Here is an 18909-nt window from a genome sequence, read left to right as displayed (position 1 = left end):
CTGTGACCCGGAAGTGTGGCCTCCGCCACGGTCCGTTTTTCCCGGGCCCTGATGAGGTGGCCCCATGCGCACAGCCGCCCCCCTCTTACCGGTCCTCGCCCTGGCCCTGGCCCTCGCAGGATGCGGGCAGCAACCCGGCCCGCCCGCATCCCACGCGAGCCCCACCTCCTCGAACGACCCGCGCTTCCAGCCGCTTGCCGCCTACGACATGGCCGAGAGCGACAGCCGTACGGTCGGGACGGCGAGGTGGACGCTCGCCAAGGAGTGCATGGTCCGCCTCGGCTTCGGAGGCCTGAGGAACCTCGACATCGACCCCCTCCCCGCCTGGCCCCGACGTCCGGCGGGCACAGGGGTGGTGCAGCTTGCCCTGTACGCCTCCGACGACCTCCGCTACGGCGTCCAGGACCCCGAGCAGGCCGCGCGGTACGGCTACCAGGCGGCGCGGGCCGACCACGAGCGCCGCTACCCGGAGAAGAACTGGACCCTGTCCGAATACCTCGCGCTCACCGGCCAGTTCGTCGGGGAGGATCCGACGAGCGTGCACGGCCACCGCATCCCGAGGCGCGGCTGTCTCGGCGAGGCGGACCGCGCGATCTACGGGGCGAATCCGCAGGACCGCAAGGATCCGGTCCTGGACCTTCAGACCAAGAGCATCCAGCAGGGCAGGCTGTCCCCCGTCTGGAAGGAGGCGGACAGGGCGTGGTCGGCCTGTATGCGCAAAGCCGGCTACCGCTACGCAAGCCCCAGGGACGCCGAGATGGGTGAGGACCGCCGACGCCAGGAGCTGGAGGACCGGCTGAACGGGGCGTCCCGCGACGCCGACGAGCCCTCCGCCCTCGAGAAGCGGACCGCGACGGCCGACGCCCGCTGCAAGCAGCGGACCGGCTACGTCCGCACCGTGCACGCCATCGACGTACGCATCCAGAATCAGCTCATCGCCCGGCACCGGGCGACATTGGAGGCACGGCGCCGCTGGAACGACGACGCGGCGCGCAAAGCCGACGAGATCCTGGACGACCACTCGTGAAGGCTGTCCACAGCCTGGCCTGCCACGTGATCAACATGTGACATGGTTGCAGGCAGGGCACCACGACTCTGGTCAAGGAGAGCGCGATGGGAATGTACGACGACGTCTTCCGCACCAGCCTCGAAGACCCGGAGAGCTTCTGGCTGCGGGCGGCGCAGGGCGTCGACTGGGAGGTGGCGCCGTCCCGTGCCCTGGACTCCTCGGGCGCGCCCTTCTACCGCTGGTTCCCGGACGGCAGGCTCAACGTCTGCTTCAACGCGGTGGACCGGCATGTCGAGGCCGGCCGGGGCGAACAGCCCGCGCTCGTCTACGACTCCCCGGTGACCGGCACCGGGCGCACCTACACCTACGCCCAACTGAGGGACGAGGTCGCGGCCTTCGCCGGGGCACTCGCCGGGCTCGGTGTGGGACACGGCGACCGGGTGGTCATCTACATGCCGATGGTCCCTGAGGCCGCCATCGCGATGCTGGCCTGTGCACGCATCGGGGCCGTCCACTCGGTCGTCTTCGGCGGGTTCGCCCCACCCGAACTCGCGGTCCGCATCGACGACGCCACCCCCAAGGTGATCGTCTCCGCCTCCTGCGGCATCGAGGGCAAGCGCGTCATCCCGTACAAGCCGCTGCTGGACCGCGCGATCGAACTCGCCGGGCACAAGCCGCAGAAGCGGATCATCCTCCAACGGCCGCAGGAGCAAGCCGCGTTGGGGCCGGACGACCTCGACTGGGCCGGCGTGGTCGCCGACGCACCGCCGGCCGACTGTGTTCCCGTGGCCGCGACCGACCCCCTCTACATCCTCTACACGTCCGGAACGACCGGGAAACCCAAGGGAGTTGTCCGCGACTGCGGCGGTTGCGCGGTGGCGCTGCACTGGTCGATGGGTGCCGTGTACGACATCGGCCCGGGCGAGACGATGTTCACCGGGTCCGATGTCGGCTGGGTCGTCGGGCACTCGTACATCGTCTACGGGCCGCTGCTGGCCGGTGCCACGACGGTGCTGTACGAGGGCAAGCCGGTCGGCACCCCGGACGCGGGCCAGTTCTGGCGGGTCGCCGCCGAGCACCGCGTCAAGACCATGTTCACGGCGCCCACCGCCTTCCGCGCCATCAGGAAGGAGGACCCGAAGGGCGCACTCACCGCCGACTACGACCTGTCCCGGCTGCGCTACCTCTTCCTCGCCGGTGAGCGCCTCGACCCCGAGACCTACCACTGGGCGAGCGCCCTCCTGGACATCCCGGTGATCGACCACTGGTGGCAGACCGAGACCGGCTGGCCGATCGTCGCCAATCCGGTCGGCATCGAGGCCGCCCCCGTCAAACCCGGCTCGCCCACCCGTCCACTTCCGGGCTGGGACGTGCGCGTCCTCGACCCCTCGGGGCAGCCCGTGCCGGCCGGCGTCGACGGCGCGATCGTCGTGAAGCTTCCCCTGCCGCCCGGTTCGCTTCCCACCCTCTGGAACGACGACGCCCGCTTCGTCGCCTCCTACCTCTCCGCCTACGACGGCTACTACCTCACCGGCGACAGCGGGCACCTCGACGAGGACGGCTACGTGTACGTCATGGGCCGTACCGACGACGTCATCAACGTCGCCGGACACCGGCTGTCTACCGGCAGCATGGAAGAGGCCCTGGCCGCACACCCCGATGTCGCCGAGTGCGCCGTGATCGGCGTCGCGGACACCCTCAAGGGGCAGGTCCCCCGCGGCTTCGTCGTCCTGAAGGCGGGCACCGCCCGCGACCCGGAAGAGGTCGAGGCCGAACTGGTCCAACTCGTACGCGAGCGCATCGGCGCCGTCGCCTCCCTCAAGGAGGTCGCCGTCGTGGCCGCCCTGCCCAAGACGCGCTCGGGGAAGATCCTGCGCAAGACGATGCGCGGTATCGCCGACGGCCTCGACGAACCCATCCCGTCCACGGTGGACGACCCGAGCGTCATCGAGACCCTGCGCCCGCTTCTGCACCGCCCCGACGGCACCGTCTGAGCACGCTGACAGGTCTCCGGAGCTGAGGTCGACGAAACCCTCTCTCGGCCGGTTCGCCGGACGGGGATGTGTCGCGGACCGCGTAATGGCGCCACTCACCCCGCGGAGTAGCGGCTGCCCAGGTCCCCCTCGTCGGCCGCGTCCACGGCACCGGCCGAATCCAGGCCCGGCTGCACGAAGTTGACGATCGTGAGCTGGTGCCCGCAGTGGGGGCATGAGTGCTCGGTACCCAGCGGCGGCAACGGCACCGAGTGGCCGGCGTCGGCCCCGGCCGCTCCGACCGACCCGAGCATCTTGACCGCCTCAGCCGCCTCAACCGCCTCAACCGCCTCGCCCGTGCCCGCCGGTTCGGCCGTGGGCGGGGCGGGGGCGATCCGCGTGCCATGCGTCCGCTCCCAGAGTGCACGGCATGTGGCAGTGCAGAAGCGTGAGTCGGGGCGGTCGCGGCGACGGGACGTCGGGACGAACTCGATGCCGCATGTGGCGCAGAGACTGGTGGCGTTGCTCATGGGGCCTCCCGGGTCGGAGTGGGGGGTCATCGCGATCCGTTGCTCAGTAGAGCGCGGCGATGGTTACCGCGCCGGAACGCCTGCCGTTACCCCGCTGCAACCCGGGATGTGCGATGCGGTCGCGATGGTGCAGGCCGGACGGCTGTTACGTCGCTGAAACCCCCTCGGTGAGAGCATCGGGCGCCGGCGGTGAAGTCAGGGCTGCGCAGATCCATGGCGAAAGGGCTCTGATCGGCTGTCGGGGTGCGCATCCTGGATTGGCGGCTCTGCGGGAGGGAGGGGAATTCCGCTTCCGGGGGCTTCGGCGCGCCCTCTAACGGCCGCCGCCTATGGCATCGAGTATTCCCCCGGCCCGACCGAGCGGTCGGCCGGTGGTTGAATGGGCGAGAAATTGCCGGAAGGAAAGGGAGAATGAGTCGTTCCGGCTTCCGTGCTGCCGTGTAGAGGTTTCCTGTTCAGCGGAATTGACGGGCCGCCTCACGTGCTGGATGGCGCCACTGGCCCGCCCTCTGGACTGTGCGCTGCTGTTAGAGTGAACGCGCCAGGGAAAAGGACTCTTGTTCACCTGGAGGCTCGTTCGAAAAGCGGGTGCGTCACAGTTCGGCTCCTCGCTCGAGCGGACTCCACAGGTAGGGGAATCGAAGTGCCCCACGACCTGACTGCGGCGGGCGCAGTGGTGACGCAGCCGTACAGTGCCGGCATCGATGACCCGGTCGCCACGATATGAGCGCCTGATGTCGGTGCACGTCACCCCGGATCAAATTGCGACGAGGGTCGATTGATCCACTCGTGGCAGCGGAATCGGGTGTGCCGGAATGCGTCGCCCGAAGGTGCGACGCATGAGGAAGGCGTTGATCGAGCGAACGGAGATGTGGGTGCGACGGGGGAGTACCAATGACGGGATCGTCGACATCGATATTCGATCATTATCCGTGGAAGGTTCACCGAGAAACGGCGGCGAGGACCCGGACCATGTGGCGGCTCTCGCGGAATTGGACGGTCCACTGCCGCCCATCATCGTGCACCGCGAATCGATGCGGGTGATCGACGGACTGCACCGACTGCGTGCCGCCCAACTGCGCGGCCACAGCACCATCGCGGTGACCTTCTACGAGGGCACCGAGGCGGACGCTTTCGTGCTCGCCGTCGAGTCGAACGTGCGGCATGGACTGCCGCTGTCACTGCCGGACCGCAAACGGGCCGCCGCGCGGATCATCGCCACGCATCCGCAGTGGTCGGACCGGAAGATCGCCTCCGTCACCGGTATCGCCGCCGGTACGGTCGCCGATGTCCGACGGTCGGCGACGGTCGGCGCGCCCGGGGACGTCGCGAGGATCGGCCGGGACGGGCGGGTCCGTCCCGTCGACATCGCCGAGGGGCGCAGGCGGGCAGGCGAACTCATCACGCAGAACCCGAATCTGTCGCTACGTCAGATAGCCCGGGCCGCCGGCATTTCCCCGGAGACCGCGCGGGATGTGCGCAATCGCCTCGGCCGAGGGGAGGAGCCGCTGCTCCCTCCAAGGCCACGGGGCGTCCGGCCCCGTCCGCGTGAGGAGATCCTGAAGGTCGTGCCCCGCACTCCCTATGGTGAGGACCGGCACGACACGGCCGCCGGGTCCGCCTTCACGGAAGGGCTCTCGGCGGTGAACCGGCTCAAGGCGGACCCCGCTCTCCGGCTCAACGAGACCGGGCGGCAGTTGCTGCGGCTCCTCAGCGTGCACATGCTTCCGCCGGACGAGTGGGAGGGAATCGTCGACACCGTCCCGCCGTACTGGAGCGGCACCGTGGCCCATCTGGCCCGCGAGTGCGCGCATATCTGGGAAGAGGTCGCCGCCCGGGTCGAGAAGAATACCGCCCAGGGCAACGATTCATCGGATTCCCCGGCCGATTCGTCGGCCTGTCCGACCGTGTGATTTCACCGGCCTGTTCAACCGGCTTGTCCAACTGTGTGGTGCGAGCAGTTGGACGCGGGCGCCGCTTACCCCTCTCGCGGCGAGCGGAAGCCTTCCGGCCGGGCGGCATTGTCTGACGCCGCCCGGCCGGAACGGTATGCCGTACGGCTGACCCGATGCGCTTCCCGTACTTCCATGTGCGAAGTACGCCCGCATTTCTGTCATGTGCACGTTATCTTCGGCTGTCCCCCTCGGGCAGGACAGGAACGCCCAAAAGCCCAGCGGGATCGCGTGGTTGGCCGGAATTCAGACAGGTATCGTCGCCTCCCGGATCGCGGTGCGGGAATGCACCCGAGAGACTCTCCGCCCATTCGCGTTCGCTGCTTCACCCAATCCCTACAGCAGGAGGTCCTCCTCGACATGCTGGTCACTCAGACCCCCGGTGGGGTGATGATGAAGGGCGGCGATGATTCGGAGCCCTCAAAGATCAGGCCGGGAACACCGCGGCGGGTACTCGCCTTTGTCCAACCGCATCGCGGCGCGGTGATCGCCCTCATCCTCATCACGCTCGTCGATTCACTCATCATCGTCGCGACTCCGCTGGTGCTGAAGGAGATAGTCGACAGCGGGATCCTGAAGGACGACGCCGGCGTCGTCGCCGGCCTGGCCCTGCTCGTGGCCGCGCTCGCCCTGGTCGGGTCCGTGACCCAGCTCGCGCAGAGCGCGCTTTCCGGCCGTATCGGCCAGGGAGTCAGCTACGGCCTGCGGGTCCAGGCGTTCCGCCATGTGCAGCGCTTGCCCCTGGCCTTCTTCACCCGCACCCAGACCGGCGCCCTCTCCAGCAGGCTCAACACCGACGTGGTCATGGCCCAGCAGGCCCTCACCACCCTGCTGCTGTCGGCGACCGGCTCCCTCACCGTGGTGCTGGTACTCGCCGAGATGTTCTATCTCTCCTGGCTCGTCAGTCTGATCGCACTCGTGCTGCTGCCGGTGTTCTTCCTGCCCTGGATGTACATCGGCCGTCGGCTTCAGGCGCATTCCAGGAAGCAAATGGAATTGCACGCCAACCTGAGCGGAACGATTCACGAGCGTTTCAATGTGCAAGGCGCCATGCTCGCCAAGCTGTTCGGCCGCCCGGTGGAGGAACTGGCGAAGTACCAGAGCGAGGCGGAGAAGGTGCGGGAGGTCGGCGTACGGCTGACGATCTTCAGTCGCCTCGCGTTCATCCTCATGGCCCTGCTCACCGCGCTCACCACCGCCCTCGTGTACGGCGTCGGCGGTGGACTCGTCCTCGACGAGGTCATCGGACTGGGCACCCTGGTGGCCCTGGCCACCCTGCTGGGCCGGTTGTTCGGCCCCATCACCCAGCTCTCCAGCATGCAGGCCAACGCCCTGACGGTGATGGTCAGTTTCGACCGGATCTTCGAACTGCTCGACATCAAACCGCTCATCGAGGAGCGCCCGGACGCCGTAGCGCTCCCCGCGCCCAGCAGCGGGTCGGCCCCGGAGATCCGCTTCGAGCAGGTGTCCTTCGCCTATCCCCGGCCCGAGGAGGTCTCCCTGGCCTCCCTGGAGACCCACCCGGCCTCCGGCGACGAGCGCGCCAGGGCGGTGCCGAAGGTGCTGCACGGACTGGACTTCACCGTCGCCCCCGGCACGCTCACGGCACTGGTCGGCCCGTCCGGCGCCGGAAAGACCACCCTCACCCACCTGGTGTCCAGGCTGTACGACGTGACCTCGGGAGCCGTCCGCATCGACGGCAAGGACGTCCGCGACCTCACGTTCGACTCGCTGCGCTCCACCGTCGGCGTCGTCGCCCAGGACGCGTATCTCTTCCACGACACCATCCGTGCGAACCTCGCCTACGCCCGCCCCGAGGCCACCGAGGAAGAGCTGATCGAGGCGTGCGTGCAGGCCCGCATCTGGGACCTGGTCGCCTCCCTGCCCGACGGGCTCGGCACGGTCGTCGGCGACCGCGGCTTCCGGCTCTCCGGCGGCGAGAAGCAGCGACTGGCCGTTGCCCGGCTCCTGTTGAAGGCACCGGCGATCGTCGTGCTCGACGAGGCCACCGCCCACCTGGACTCCGCATCGGAGGCCGCCGTCCAGCGCGCCCTGAAGACGGCCCTGAGCAACCGCACCTCCCTGGTCATCGCGCACCGGCTCTCCACCGTCCGCGAGGCCGACCAGATCCTCGTCATCGACGACGGCAAGGTCCGCGAACGCGGCACCCACGAGGAACTCCTCGCCGCCGGCGGCCTCTACACCCACCTGTACAACACCCAGTTCCGCAAGTCCGAGACGCAGCCTCCGCCCCCCAGCAACGGCCACCGTGAACAGGTCCCGCCGCAGGGTCCGCCGGCCCCGAAGATCCGGACGCGCGGCGGCGGAATGCCCGGCGGAGGCATGGGAGGTGGCATGCCCGGCGGCGGAACGGGCGGTCCCGGCATGGGCGGCGGCGGTCTGCGTGGCCCCCGGGTGCGGGGCGACGGCTCCCCCTGATCGGCATCAGCGGCACGCGGAAGCAGTCGTCCCTCGAAGGGGGAGAGATGAACGGCACGTCGGTGGCAGCGCCGGTCTCGGTGCTGGAGTTGTTCCGTGCCCGAGTGGCGCAGGCACCGGACGCGGCGGCGGTGCTCGCCGGTGAGCGGGTGATGTCGTACGGGGAACTGGACGCGGCCTCCGACCGCATGGCGGCGCATCTGCGCGGGCGCGGCGTCCGTCGCGGAGACCGGGTGGCCGTCCGGCTGGAACGTTCCGCCGACCTGGTCGGCGCGTTGCTGGGCGTGTGGAAGGCAGGGGCGGCCTATGTGCCGGTGGACAGTGCGTACCCGGCGCAGCGGGTCGCGTTCGTGCTGGAGGACTCCGCGCCGGTCGTGACGATCGACGCGGTCGTCACCGACGAGGGCGAGGACGACGGCGAGGCTCCGTCCGTCGCCGTGGCCGGGGACGATCTCGCGTACGTGATGTACACGTCCGGTTCGACCGGAACGCCGAAGGGTGTCGCCGTGACGCACGGCGGCGTAGCGGCTCTGGTCTCCGACCGCGGCTGGGCCGTGGGGCCGGGCGACGCGGTGCTGTTCCACGCCCCGCACGCCTTCGACATCTCGCTGTTCGAGGTGTGGGTGCCGTTGGCGACGGGTGCGCGCATCGTCGTGGCGGAGCCCGGTGTGGCGGTCGACGCGGCGGCCGTACGGCGTCACATCGCCGCCGGTGTCACGCACGTGCACGTCACCGCGGGACTCTTCCGGGTGCTGGCGACGGAGGCGCCCGACTGCTTCACCGGCGCACGGGAAGTCCTCACCGGTGGTGACGTCGTACCGCTGGAGGCCGTGGAGCGGGTCCGTGAGGCCTGCCCGCAGGTGCGCGTGCGTCATCTGTACGGCCCCACGGAATCGACCCTGTGCGCCACTTGGCACCTCATCGAGCCGGGCGACGACACCGCTCGGGAACTGCCGATCGGCCACCCCCTGGCGAACCGTCAGGTCCATGTTCTCGACGACTCGCTCCGGTGCGTCGCCCCCGGCGTGACGGGCGAGCTGTACATAGCCGGTGCCGGCCTGGCCCGTGGGTATCCGGGCAGGGCCGCGCTGACCGCCGAGCGATTCGTGGCCTCCCCGTTCGCGGACGGGGAGCGGATGTACCGCACCGGTGACCTGGCCCGCCGGACGCAGGACGGCGAGTTGGTCTTCGCGGGCCGCGCGGACTCCCAGGTGAAGATCCGGGGCTTTCGGGTCGAACCCGGCGAGGTGGAAGCCGCGTTGACCGGCCGGCCGGGCGTCGCCGAGGCCGTCGTCGTCGCCCGTGAGGACCGGCCCGGCGAGAAGCAGCTCATCGGATACCTCGTCCCGGACGGCGACGCCACGGACCCCGACCTCCTGCGCGACGGTCTGGCGCAGGTCCTGCCCGACTACATGGTCCCGGCCGCCCTGGTCGTCCTGGACGCCCTGCCCCTGACCGTCCACGGCAAGGTCGACCACAACGCCCTTCCCGCACCAAAGTTCACGGCGACGGCAAGCCGTGCGCCGCGGACCCCGGCGGAGGCACTCCTCTGCGCGCTCTTCGCGGACGTCCTCGGCCGCGAGCGGGTCGGCGTGGAGGACAGCTTCTTCGAGCTGGGCGGCGACTCCATCATGTCGATGCAGCTCGCCGCACGCGGCAACCGCAAGGGCATCGCCTTCGGCGCCCAGGACGTCTTCGAGCATGAAACGCCCGCCGCTCTCGCCGCCGTGGCACAGCTCGACGTCACACACGACGCGGCGGCAGCGCAGGCAGACGTCCCCCTCGTCGACCTCACCGCGGACGAGTCCGCCGAGCTGGAGGCCAAGGTTCCCGGCGTCGCCGAGATCTGGCCGCTCACCCCGCTGCAGGAAGGACTGCTCTTTCACGCCGCCTACGACGAGCAGGGCCCCGATGTCTACGAGGGCCAGTGGGTGCTGGAACTGAGCGGGCGGCTCGACGTCGGCCGGCTGCGGGCGGCCTGGCAGGGTGTGGCGGCCCGGCACGCGACCCTGCGGGCCGGCTTCCACCGGCTCGCCTCGGGACGGCTGGTCCAGGCCGTCGTGCAGGACGTACGGATCCCGTGGCGGGAGGTCGATCTCTCCGGGCTCGGTACGCGGGAGACCGAGGCGCGGCTCGCCGAGACGGCCGCGCGGGAGCAGGCGGTACGACTCGACCCGGCCCGGCCCCCGCTGCTGCGCCTCGTCCTCGTCCGGCTCTCCGACACGCGTCACCGGCTCGTCGTCGTCACGCACCACATCCTCTTCGACGGCTGGTCCATGTCCGTCGTCCTCAACGAGGTCTCCGCGCTGTACGCGTCCGGCGGCGATGCCTCGGCGCTCGGGCCGGCACCGTCCTTCCGGGACCATCTGGCGTGGCTCGCCCGGCAGGACAAGGAGGCCGCGCGTGCGGCGTGGCGGGCCGAGCTGGCCGGGGTGGCGGAGCCGACCCTCGTCGATCCCCTGGAACGGGCGAAGGACTCGGCCGACGCCGGTTGTCTGACCCGAGAGTTCCCGGAGGAGTTCACCGCCCGGCTGGTCGCCTTCGCGCGCGGCGGTGGGCTGACGGTCAACACCCTGCTGCAAGGAGCCTGGGCGCTGGTGCTGTCGCGGCTCACGGGCCGCACCGACGTGGTGTTCGGCGCCCCGGTCGCCGCCCGTCCCACCGAACTGCCGGGCGTCGAGGGGATGGTCGGGGTGTTCATGAACACCGTGCCCGTCCGGGTACCGCTCGACGGCGGCCAGTCGGTGCTGGAGATGCTGACCGCGCTGCAGGGCCGCCAGTCCGCGCTGATCGGCTCCCACCACCTGGGACTGCCGGAACTGCACAGGCTCACCGGGTCCCGCTCCGCCTTCGACTCGGTCCTCGTCTTCGAGAACTACCCCCGCGCGGTCGGCTCCCCGCAGTCCTCCGACGCCCTGCGGACGGACCACGTCTCCACCGTGGAGGGCACCCACTACCCGCTGACGCTGGGCGTCGTCCTCGGTGACCGCCTCCAGCTCCGCCTCGCCCACCGTCGCGCCCGCTTCCCGGACGCGGACGCCGAAGGCCTGGCGCACGCCCTGACACGGGTGCTGGAGCAGATGATCGAGGATCCGTCGGTGCCGGTGGGACGGCTGACCGTGCCCGGCGTCGCAGCCGATCCCACCCCGTCGCCGCACGCCCGCGAAGCGCACCCGGACGCCTCCCCGCTCCCGCCTCGCCGCTTCACCGACCAGGCCGCCCGCACCCCCGCGGGCATCGCCCTCGTCGCGGCCGACCGCGAGCTGACGTATGCCGAACTCGCCCATGACGCCGAGCGCCTGGCGCACCACCTGGTCGCGCACGGCGTCGGCCCCGATTCCCGCGTGGCCGTCCTGGCGCCCCGCTCGGTGGAGCTGATCACCGCCCTTCTGGGCATCGCGCTCGCGGGCGGCGCGTACGTCCCCGTCGACCCGGGCCACCCCGCGGACCGCATCGCCTTCGTGCTCGCCGACGCCGCGCCCGACGCGGTGCTGTGCACGGCGCGGACCCGGCCGATGGTGCCGGAGCGGTTCGCGGGCCCGCTGGTGATCCTGGACGAGGAACCACCGGCGGTGGCCCTCGACGGGCGGGTCCTCGTGGCCCCCGACGCCGACCACACCGCGTACGTCATCCACACCTCCGGTTCCACCGGCACCCCCAAGGGCGCCGCCGTCACCTGGGGCGGGTTGCGGAATCTGGTCGCCGACCGGATCGAGCGGTACGCCATCGGCACGGACACACGTCTCGTACAGCTGGTCTCGCCGAGCTTCGACGTGTCGATGGCGGACATCTGGCCGACGTTGTGCGCGGGCGGGCGGCTGGTGCTGGCGCCCGCCGGCGGGCACACCACCGGCGACGAGCTCGGCGGCCTGCTGGCCGACCACGGCATCACCCACGCCGTGATGCCCGCCGTCCAGCTCACCCACCTCCCGGACCGTGAACTGCCCGCGCTGCGCGTGCTGGTGAGCGGCGGTGACGCCCTCCCGGCGGACACCCGCAGGCGTTGGGCAACCCGCTGCGACCTCCACAACGAGTACGGCGTGACCGAGGCGGCTGTCGTCTCCACCGTCACCGCCCCCCTCGACGACACGGGCCCGCTGACGATCGGCGGCCCGATCGCGCGGGCAGGCGTACACGTCCTCGACGGCTTCCTGCGTCCCGTGCCGCCGGGCGTGACGGGCGAGTTGTACGTGACCGGCGCCGGGCTGGCCCGCGGCTATCTCCACCGGCCGGCGCTCACCGCCGAGCGGTTCGTCGCCGACCCGCGCGGCCGCGGCGGACGGATGTACCGCACCGGTGACCTGGTCCGCCGGACCCGCGGCGGCGAGCTGGTGTTCGCCGGACGGGCCGACGAACAGGTCAAGCTGCGCGGACACCGGATCGAGCTGGGCGAGGTCGAGGCCGCGCTCGCCGACCACCCGGACGTCGAGCAGGCGGTCGCGGCGATCCACGACGCCCGGCTGATCGGCTACGCCGTGCCCGCGGACGGGCGCGAGGCGGACCCCTCGGCCGTCCGCGCCCACGCCTCCCGCACGCTCCCCGACTACATGGTCCCGGCGGCCGTGGTGGTCCTCGACGAGCTGCCCCTGACCCCGAACGGCAAGCTGGACCGCGAGGTTCTGCCCGCGCCCGACTTCGGCGCCGGAGCCGTCGGCAGGGCGCCGAGGACTCCCGCCGAGGACGTCTTCTGCACCGCCATCGCCGAGATGTTCGGGCTCGACCGGGTCGGCGCCGACGACAGCTTCTTCGCGCTCGGCGGCGACTCCATCACCTCGCTGCAACTCGTCACCCGGGCCCGGCAGGCCGGACTCCTCGTCACGCCCCGGCAGATCTTCGACGAGAAGACCCCCGAGCGACTCGCGGTCGTCGCCGAGCCCGTCGGAACCGGGGGCCGGGCAGCCGACGCCGACGACGGTGCGGGCGAGGTGCCCTGGACGCCCGCGGCGTGCTTCCTCGGCGAGCGGGTCACGGGCAGCGCCTTCGCACAGTGGACGATCCTCACGGCACCGCCCGGACTGCGCCAGGACGCCCTCGCCGCCGCCCTCGCCGCCATGGTCGACACCCACGCCATGCTCCGCGCCCGCGTGACGGACGACGGCGCGGGGCCCCGGCTGCTCGCCGACGCCCAGGACCGCGCGGACACCGCCGGTCTCCTCGTCCGCGTGGACGCGACCGGGACCGCGACCCCGGCCGAACTCGCCGACGCCGCCGACCAGGCCGCCCGCGATGCCGTGGCGCGACTCGACCCGGCGGCCGGGGCCATGGTCCGTGCCGTATGGCTGGACGCCGGCCCCGAGCGGGCCGGGCGGCTGGTCGTCGCCGCACACCATCTCGTCGTCGACGGGGTGTCGTGGCGGATCCTGGTGCCGGACCTCAAGGAGGCCTATGAGGCCGCGGCCGCCGGACGCACACCACGTCCCGCCCCGGTCGCCACCTCCTACCGGAGCTGGACCCGGCGGCTGGCGGCAGAGGCCCACCGCGACCACCGCGTGGCCGAACTGCCCGCCTGGGCCGCCCTGCTGCGGGACGCCACCCCACTGCCCGGTGTGCCGCCCCTCGACCCGGACCGGGACACGGCGGCGACCGTACGCCACGACTCCTGGACCCTGCGCAACAACGACACCGCCACCCTCGTCGGCCGGACGGCCGCGCTGTTCCACTGCGGCGTCCAGGACATCCTGCTGGCCACGCTGGCCGGAGCCGTCGCCCACTGGCGGCAGGACCCGTTCGCGCCGGTCCTGGTGAACGTCGAGGGCCACGGCCGTACCCCGCTGGACGGCGCCGACCTGTCCCGGACCGTCGGCTGGTTCACCAGCGCCCACCCGGTACGACTCGACATCGGCGGGGTCGACCTGCACGGGGCGCTGGCCGGCGAGGCCGCGGCGGGGCGGCTGCTGAAGACCGTCAAGGAGCAGAGCCGGGCGGTGCCCCGCGACGGGCTGGGCTACGGGCTGCTGCGGTACCTCAACGCCGAGACCGCGCCGGTCCTGGCCGAACTGCCCGTCCCGCAGGTCGGCTTCAACTACCTGGGCCGGTTCGACGCCCGCGCCGGCGGCCCCGGCGGATCCCGCGCGGCCGTGCCCTGGGAGCCGGCCACCGCGCGTGCCCTGTACAGCTCGGACGATCCGCGCATGCCCGTGCCGCACGCCCTGGAGGCGGGCGCCGTCATCCGCGACACACGCCACGGCCCCGAACTGACCCTCACCCTCGGCCGCCCGGCCCGGGTCCTCGCCGACGAGGCCGCCCACTCCCTCGGCCGCATCTGGCTGGCGCTGCTGCGCGGACTGGCGGCCCACTGCGACCACCCGGCGGTCGGCGGCCACACACCGTCCGACTTCCCCCTGCTGGACCTGGACCAGGACGAGGTCGAGCAACTCGAAGCGATAGCGGCGGACCTCGAAGGAGGACTCTCCCGGTGACGTCCACACCCCCGGTCCACGGCTCGGCGCTCGCCGAGGTCTGGCCCCTGTCCCCGTTGCAGGAAGGTCTGCTCTTTCACGCCGAGTACGGCGGACAGGGGCCCGACCTCTACACCATCCAGCGCACCGACCTGCTGAACGGACCCATCGACGCCGGCCGGCTGCGCGCCTCCTGGCGGGCCTTGCTGCACCGGCACTCCGCTCTACGGGCCAGCTTCCACCGCCGCAAGTCGGGCCGGACCGTGCAGCTCATCCCGCGCGAGGTCGCCCTGCGCTGGCGCGAGGCCGATCTGTCGGAACCGGACCTGACCGAGGCGGAGGCCCTCGCCGAGGTGCGGCGGCTGGCCGCCGAGGAGCGGGCGGAGCGCTTCGACCTCGCCAAGGCGCCCCTGCTCCGGCTGCTGCTCGTCCGGCTCAGCCCCGAACGGCACTGGACCGTGATGACCTCCCATCACATCCTGCTGGACGGCTGGTCGATGCCGGTCATGCTCACCGAACTCGCCGCCGTCTACGCGGCCGGCGGCGACGCCTCCGGCCTCGGCCCGGCGCCCTCCTTCCGCGATCACCTGGCCTGGCTGTCCCGGCAGGACAAGGAGGCGGCCCGCGAGGCCTGGCGGACCGAACTGGCGGACGCCGACGGCCCCACCCTGGTCGCCCCCGCCGACCCGGAGCGCACCCCCGCGCTGCCCGAGAAGCAGGAGCTGCCCCTCTCCACCGAACTCTCCGACGCCCTCGCCACCCTCGCCCGCCGCCACGGACTGACCGTCAACACCGTGATGCAGGGCGCCTGGGCGATGCTTCTGGCCCGGCTGACCGGCCGCACGGACGTCGTCTTCGGCGCGACCGTCGCCGGCCGGCCCGCCGAACTGCCCGGCGTCGAGGCGATGGTGGGCCTGTTCATCAACAGCGTGCCCGTACGGGTCCGGCTGGACGCCGACCAGCCCGTGCTGCGGCTGCTGACCGAGCTTCAGGCCCGCCAGTCGGCGCTCCTCGCCCACCAGCACCTCAGCCTGCCCGAGATCCAGCGGGTGGGCGGACCGGGCGCGGTCTTCGACACCATGCTCATGTTCGAGAACTACCCCCAGCCGCCCGACGCGGCATCGGCGCCCGGAGCGCTCGCCTTCACCCACGTCGAGGGCCACCAGGCGACCCACTACGCGCTGACCCTCGGCGTGACGCCGGGACGGCCCATGAAGGTCCATGTGACCTACCGGCCCGATGCGCTCGACACCGACGTGGCCCGGGACCTGCTGGGCCGGCTGCAGTGGGTGCTGGAGCAGCTGGTCTCCGACCCGTCGGTGCTGGTGGGCCGGGTCGGCCTGGTGGGGCGGCTGGAGCGCGGGCTGGTGGTGGAGGGCTGGAACGCCACCGCCGGGGAGGTCCCGCCGGGTTCCTCGGTGCTGGAGCAGTTCCGCGCGCGGGTGGCGCAGGCGCCGGACGCGGTCGCTGTCGTCGACGGTGAACGGCGGGTGTCCTACGGGGAGTTGGACGCGGCTTCGGACCGCGTGGCGACCTGCTTGCGGGGCCGCGGGGTCGGCCTGGGTGATCGGGTGGCGGTCCGGCTGGAGCGGTCCATCGACCTGATCGGGGCGCTGCTGGGCGTGTGGAAGACGGGGGCGGCGTACGTTCCGGTGGACAGTGCGTATCCGGCGGAGCGGGTCGCGTTCGTGCTGAAGGACTCCGCGCCCGTCGTGACCCTTGACGACCCCTCGGCCCTCACCTCCGAGGGCGAGCCCCCGGTGGTGGCGACGGCCGAAGAGGACATCGCGTATGTGATGTACACGTCCGGCTCGACCGGGACGCCGAAGGGCGTCGCCGTGCCGCATGCGAGCGTGGCGGCGCTGGTCGGGGAGCCGGGCTGGGGTGTGGGCCCCGGTGACGCGGTGCTGTTCCATGCCCCGCATGCCTTCGACATCTCGTTGTTCGAGGTGTGGGTTCCGCTGGCGAGCGGGGCTCGGGTGGTGGTCGCCGAGCCGGGTGTGGCGATGGACGCGGCGGCCGTACGGCGGCACATCGCTGCCGGAGTGACTCATGTGCACCTCACCGCCGGGCTGTTCCGGGTGCTGGCCGAGGAGGCGCCCGACTGCTTCGACGGCGTTCATGAAGTCCTCACTGGCGGCGATGTCGTACCGCTGGAGGCGGTGGAGCGGGTGCGCGCGGCCTGCCCCGGCGTCCGCGTCCGGCACCTCTACGGGCCCACCGAGGTCTCCCTTTGCGCGACCTGGCATCTGTTCGAGCCCGGCGAGGAGCAGGGCGACGTCCTGCCGCTGGGCCGGCCGCTCAACAACCGTCAGGTCTACGTCCTCGACCCCTTCCTCCAGCCGGTGCCGCCCGGAGTGACCGGTGAGCTGTACGTCGCCGGTGCCGGGCTGGCGCGCGGCTATCTCGGGCGGGCCGCTCTGTCGGCGGAGCGGTTCGTGGCCTCGCCGTTCGCCGCAGGGGAGCGGATGTACCGCACCGGCGACCTGGTGCGCTGGACCACCGGCGTCGAGCTGGTCTTCGTCGGCCGGGCCGACGCGCAGGTGAAGATCCGGGGCTTCAGGGTCGAACTCGGCGAGGTCGAGGCCGCGTTGGGCGCGCTGCCCGATGTGGCCCAGGCGATCGTGGCCGCCCGCGAGGACCGGCCCGGCGAGAAACGGCTCATCGGCTACCTCGTGCCGAGCGGCGGGGACCTGGACACCGAGGCCGTCCGCGCACAGCTGGCCGGCCGACTGCCCGAGTACATGGTCCCGGCCGCCCTGATCGTGCTCGACTCGCTGCCGCTGACCGTCAACGGCAAGGTCGACCACAAGTCCCTGCCCGCTCCAAAGTTCGCCGCGTCCGCGAGCCGGGAGCCGCGCAGCCCCGCCGAGAAGCTCCTGGTCGAGCTGTTCGCCGAGGTGCTCGGCCGGGAGCGGGTCGGTGTGGAGGACAGCTTCTTCACGCTGGGCGGCGACTCCATCATGTCGATGCAGCTCGCCGCGCGCGGCACCCGCCGGGGCGTGGTGTTCAGCGCCCAGGACGTCTTCGAGAACGAGACCCCGGCCGCCATCGCCGCCGTGGCCCGGCTGGAGACCGACGACGAGGCCACCCAGGACGTCGAGACCGGCCCCGTCCCGCCCACCCCCGCCCTCGTGGCCGCCGGCGCCACCGCCGCCCGTCCCGGATTCGCCCAGTGGACGGTGGTCGGCGCACCGCCCGCGCTGGGCGTCGACACCCTCGCCGCCGGGCTGGGCGTCCTGCTCGACACACACGACATGCTGCGGGCCCGGCTGGCGGACGGGACGCAGCTCGTGGTGGGGGAGCGGGGTGGCATCGAGCCCTCGGGGTTGATCTCCGTGCTGCGGGTGACCGACCCCGGTGAGCTGGACGGGGCCGTGGAGCGGGCCGCGCGTGCGGCGGCGGGGCGGCTGGACCCGAAGGCCGGCGTGATGGTGCGACTGGTCTGGGTGGACGCCGGCCCCGACCAGGTGGGGCGGCTCGCCCTCGTGGCGCACCACCTCGTCGTCGACGGGGTGTCCTGGCGGATCCTGCTGCCGGATCTGCGGGCCGCGTGCGAGGCGGCGGCGCGGGGCCGCGCGGCGGAACTGGGCGCGGTGGGCACCTCGTTCCGGCGCTGGGCGGCCCTGCTGGAGTCCGAGGCGCGGCACGAGGACCGGCTCGCGGAGCTGGACGGCTGGCGCAAGGTGCTCGGCGCCCCGGAGACGCCCATCGGCACACGGGCGCTCGACCCGACCCGGGACACGGCTGCCACCCTCGAACGCCATGTCTGGACCGTGCCGTCGGCGCGGGCGCGGGTGATCGTCGGCCGCACCCCCGCTGTCTTCCACTGCGGTGTCCACGAGGTGCTCCTCGCCACGCTCGCCGCAGCCGTCGTAGAGTGGCGCCCCGGTACGAACCATGACGTTCTCGTCGATGTCGAAGGTCATGGCCGTACGGCGGTGTCCGGCGCGGACCTGTCCCGCACGGTCGGCTGGTTCACCAGCGTCCACCCCGTCCGGATCGATCTGACGGGCGTCGACCTCGATGACGCGGGCGCCGGCGGACCGGCCGCGGGGGCGCTGCTGAAGGCGGTGAAGGACCAGGTCCGGGCCGTGCCCGGCGACGGACTCGGCCACGGACTGCTGCGCCACCTCAACCCGGAGACGGCGCCGCTGCTGGCCGCGCTCCCCACCCCCCAGGTGGGTTTCAACTACCTCGGCCGCTTCCCCGCCCCCACGGCGGACGTGGCCGCCTGGCAGCCCGCCGGACCGTCCGCGCTCGGCGCCTCGAACGACTCGGACATGCCCGTCAAGCACGCCCTCGGCGCGGGAGCGGTGATCCGCGACGGCGCCGAAGGCCCCGAACTCACCCTGCTGCTGAGCCACCCCTCCGGCCCGCTCGACACCGCCTGCGTCCAACAGCTCGGCCGGATCTGGCTGCGGCTGCTGGACGGCCTGGCCGCGCACACCGCGCACCCGGCGGCCGGCGGCCACACCGCCTCCGACTTCACCCTGCTCGACCTCGATCAGGACGAAGTCGACGAACTCGAAGCGGAGTTCGCCGACGAGCACCCGTAATCCCCCGCCCCATACCGGCCTGTGGGCGGCCGGTCCGCCCGGCACACGC

General features: G+C 72.1%; 7 protein-coding genes. 6 read left to right on the top strand and 1 reads right to left on the bottom strand.

The genetic code is table 11. From position 1 onward, the window contains the following. Window positions 1–64 precede the first annotated feature (64 nt). A complete protein-coding gene (locus EJ357_RS01755) occupies window positions 65–1027 on the top strand; it encodes a hypothetical protein (RefSeq protein WP_126387921.1) in 963 nt (320 codons plus the stop codon). An 86-nt stretch (window positions 1028–1113) separates the two neighbouring features. Beyond that, on the top strand, window positions 1114–3003 hold the full coding sequence (locus EJ357_RS01750) for a propionyl-CoA synthetase (RefSeq protein WP_126387919.1): 1890 nt from the start codon (window positions 1114–1116) through the stop codon (window positions 3001–3003). 95 nt (window positions 3004–3098) lie between these two features. Here EJ357_RS01750 and EJ357_RS48055 read toward each other — a convergent pair whose 3' ends face one another. Then, complete coding sequence (locus tag EJ357_RS48055) at window positions 3099–3512, bottom strand: hypothetical protein (protein WP_175647269.1); 414 nt, start codon at window positions 3510–3512, stop codon at window positions 3099–3101. 839 nt (window positions 3513–4351) lie between these two features. On the opposite strand from EJ357_RS48055, the gene EJ357_RS01745 reads away from it, so the two are divergent. The 4 genes from EJ357_RS01745 to EJ357_RS01730 all read left to right on the top strand — a co-directional run bounded on the left by EJ357_RS01745 (window position 4352) and on the right by EJ357_RS01730 (window position 18860). Continuing rightward, a complete protein-coding gene (locus EJ357_RS01745) occupies window positions 4352–5425 on the top strand; it encodes a ParB/RepB/Spo0J family partition protein (protein WP_228472910.1) in 1074 nt (357 codons plus the stop codon). A gap of 522 nt (window positions 5426–5947) precedes the next feature. Next, window positions 5948–7903 carry an ABC transporter ATP-binding protein gene (locus EJ357_RS01740; protein WP_228472908.1) on the top strand — a complete coding sequence of 652 codons (1956 nt, stop codon included), beginning with the start codon at window positions 5948–5950 and terminating at the stop codon, window positions 7901–7903. A 47-nt stretch (window positions 7904–7950) separates the two neighbouring features. Further along, window positions 7951–14322 (top strand): non-ribosomal peptide synthetase, encoded by a 6372-nt coding sequence (locus EJ357_RS01735; RefSeq protein WP_228472906.1) that lies wholly within the window; start codon window positions 7951–7953, stop codon window positions 14320–14322. After that, window positions 14319–18860: a non-ribosomal peptide synthetase gene (locus EJ357_RS01730; protein ID WP_126387917.1), complete on the top strand. Its 4542-nt coding sequence runs from the start codon at window positions 14319–14321 to the stop codon at window positions 18858–18860. Before EJ357_RS01735 ends, EJ357_RS01730 begins: the two co-directional genes overlap by 4 nt. Window positions 18861–18909 lie beyond the last annotated feature (49 nt).

It is taken from the genome of Streptomyces cyaneochromogenes, assembly GCF_003963535.1.
GTDB classification, from domain to species: domain Bacteria; phylum Actinomycetota; class Actinomycetes; order Streptomycetales; family Streptomycetaceae; genus Streptomyces; species Streptomyces shaanxiensis.
The sequence above is the reverse complement of the archived record's forward strand: the minus strand, read 5'-3'. Positions and strand labels throughout refer to the sequence as shown.

Bases quoted from the DNA above. Each gene is read 5' to 3' on its own strand.
- EJ357_RS01755 (WP_126387921.1), top strand. From the start codon at position 65: ATGCGCACAGCCGCCCCCCTCTTACCGGTCCTCGCCCTGGCCCTGGCC.
- EJ357_RS01750 (WP_126387919.1), top strand. From the start codon at position 1,114: ATGGGAATGTACGACGACGTCTTCCGCACCAGCCTCGAAGACCCGGAG.
- EJ357_RS48055 (WP_175647269.1), bottom strand. From the start codon at position 3,512: ATGAGCAACGCCACCAGTCTCTGCGCCACATGCGGCATCGAGTTCGTC.
- EJ357_RS01745 (WP_228472910.1), top strand. From the start codon at position 4,352: ATGAGGAAGGCGTTGATCGAGCGAACGGAGATGTGGGTGCGACGGGGG.
- EJ357_RS01735 (WP_228472906.1), top strand. From the start codon at position 7,951: ATGAACGGCACGTCGGTGGCAGCGCCGGTCTCGGTGCTGGAGTTGTTC.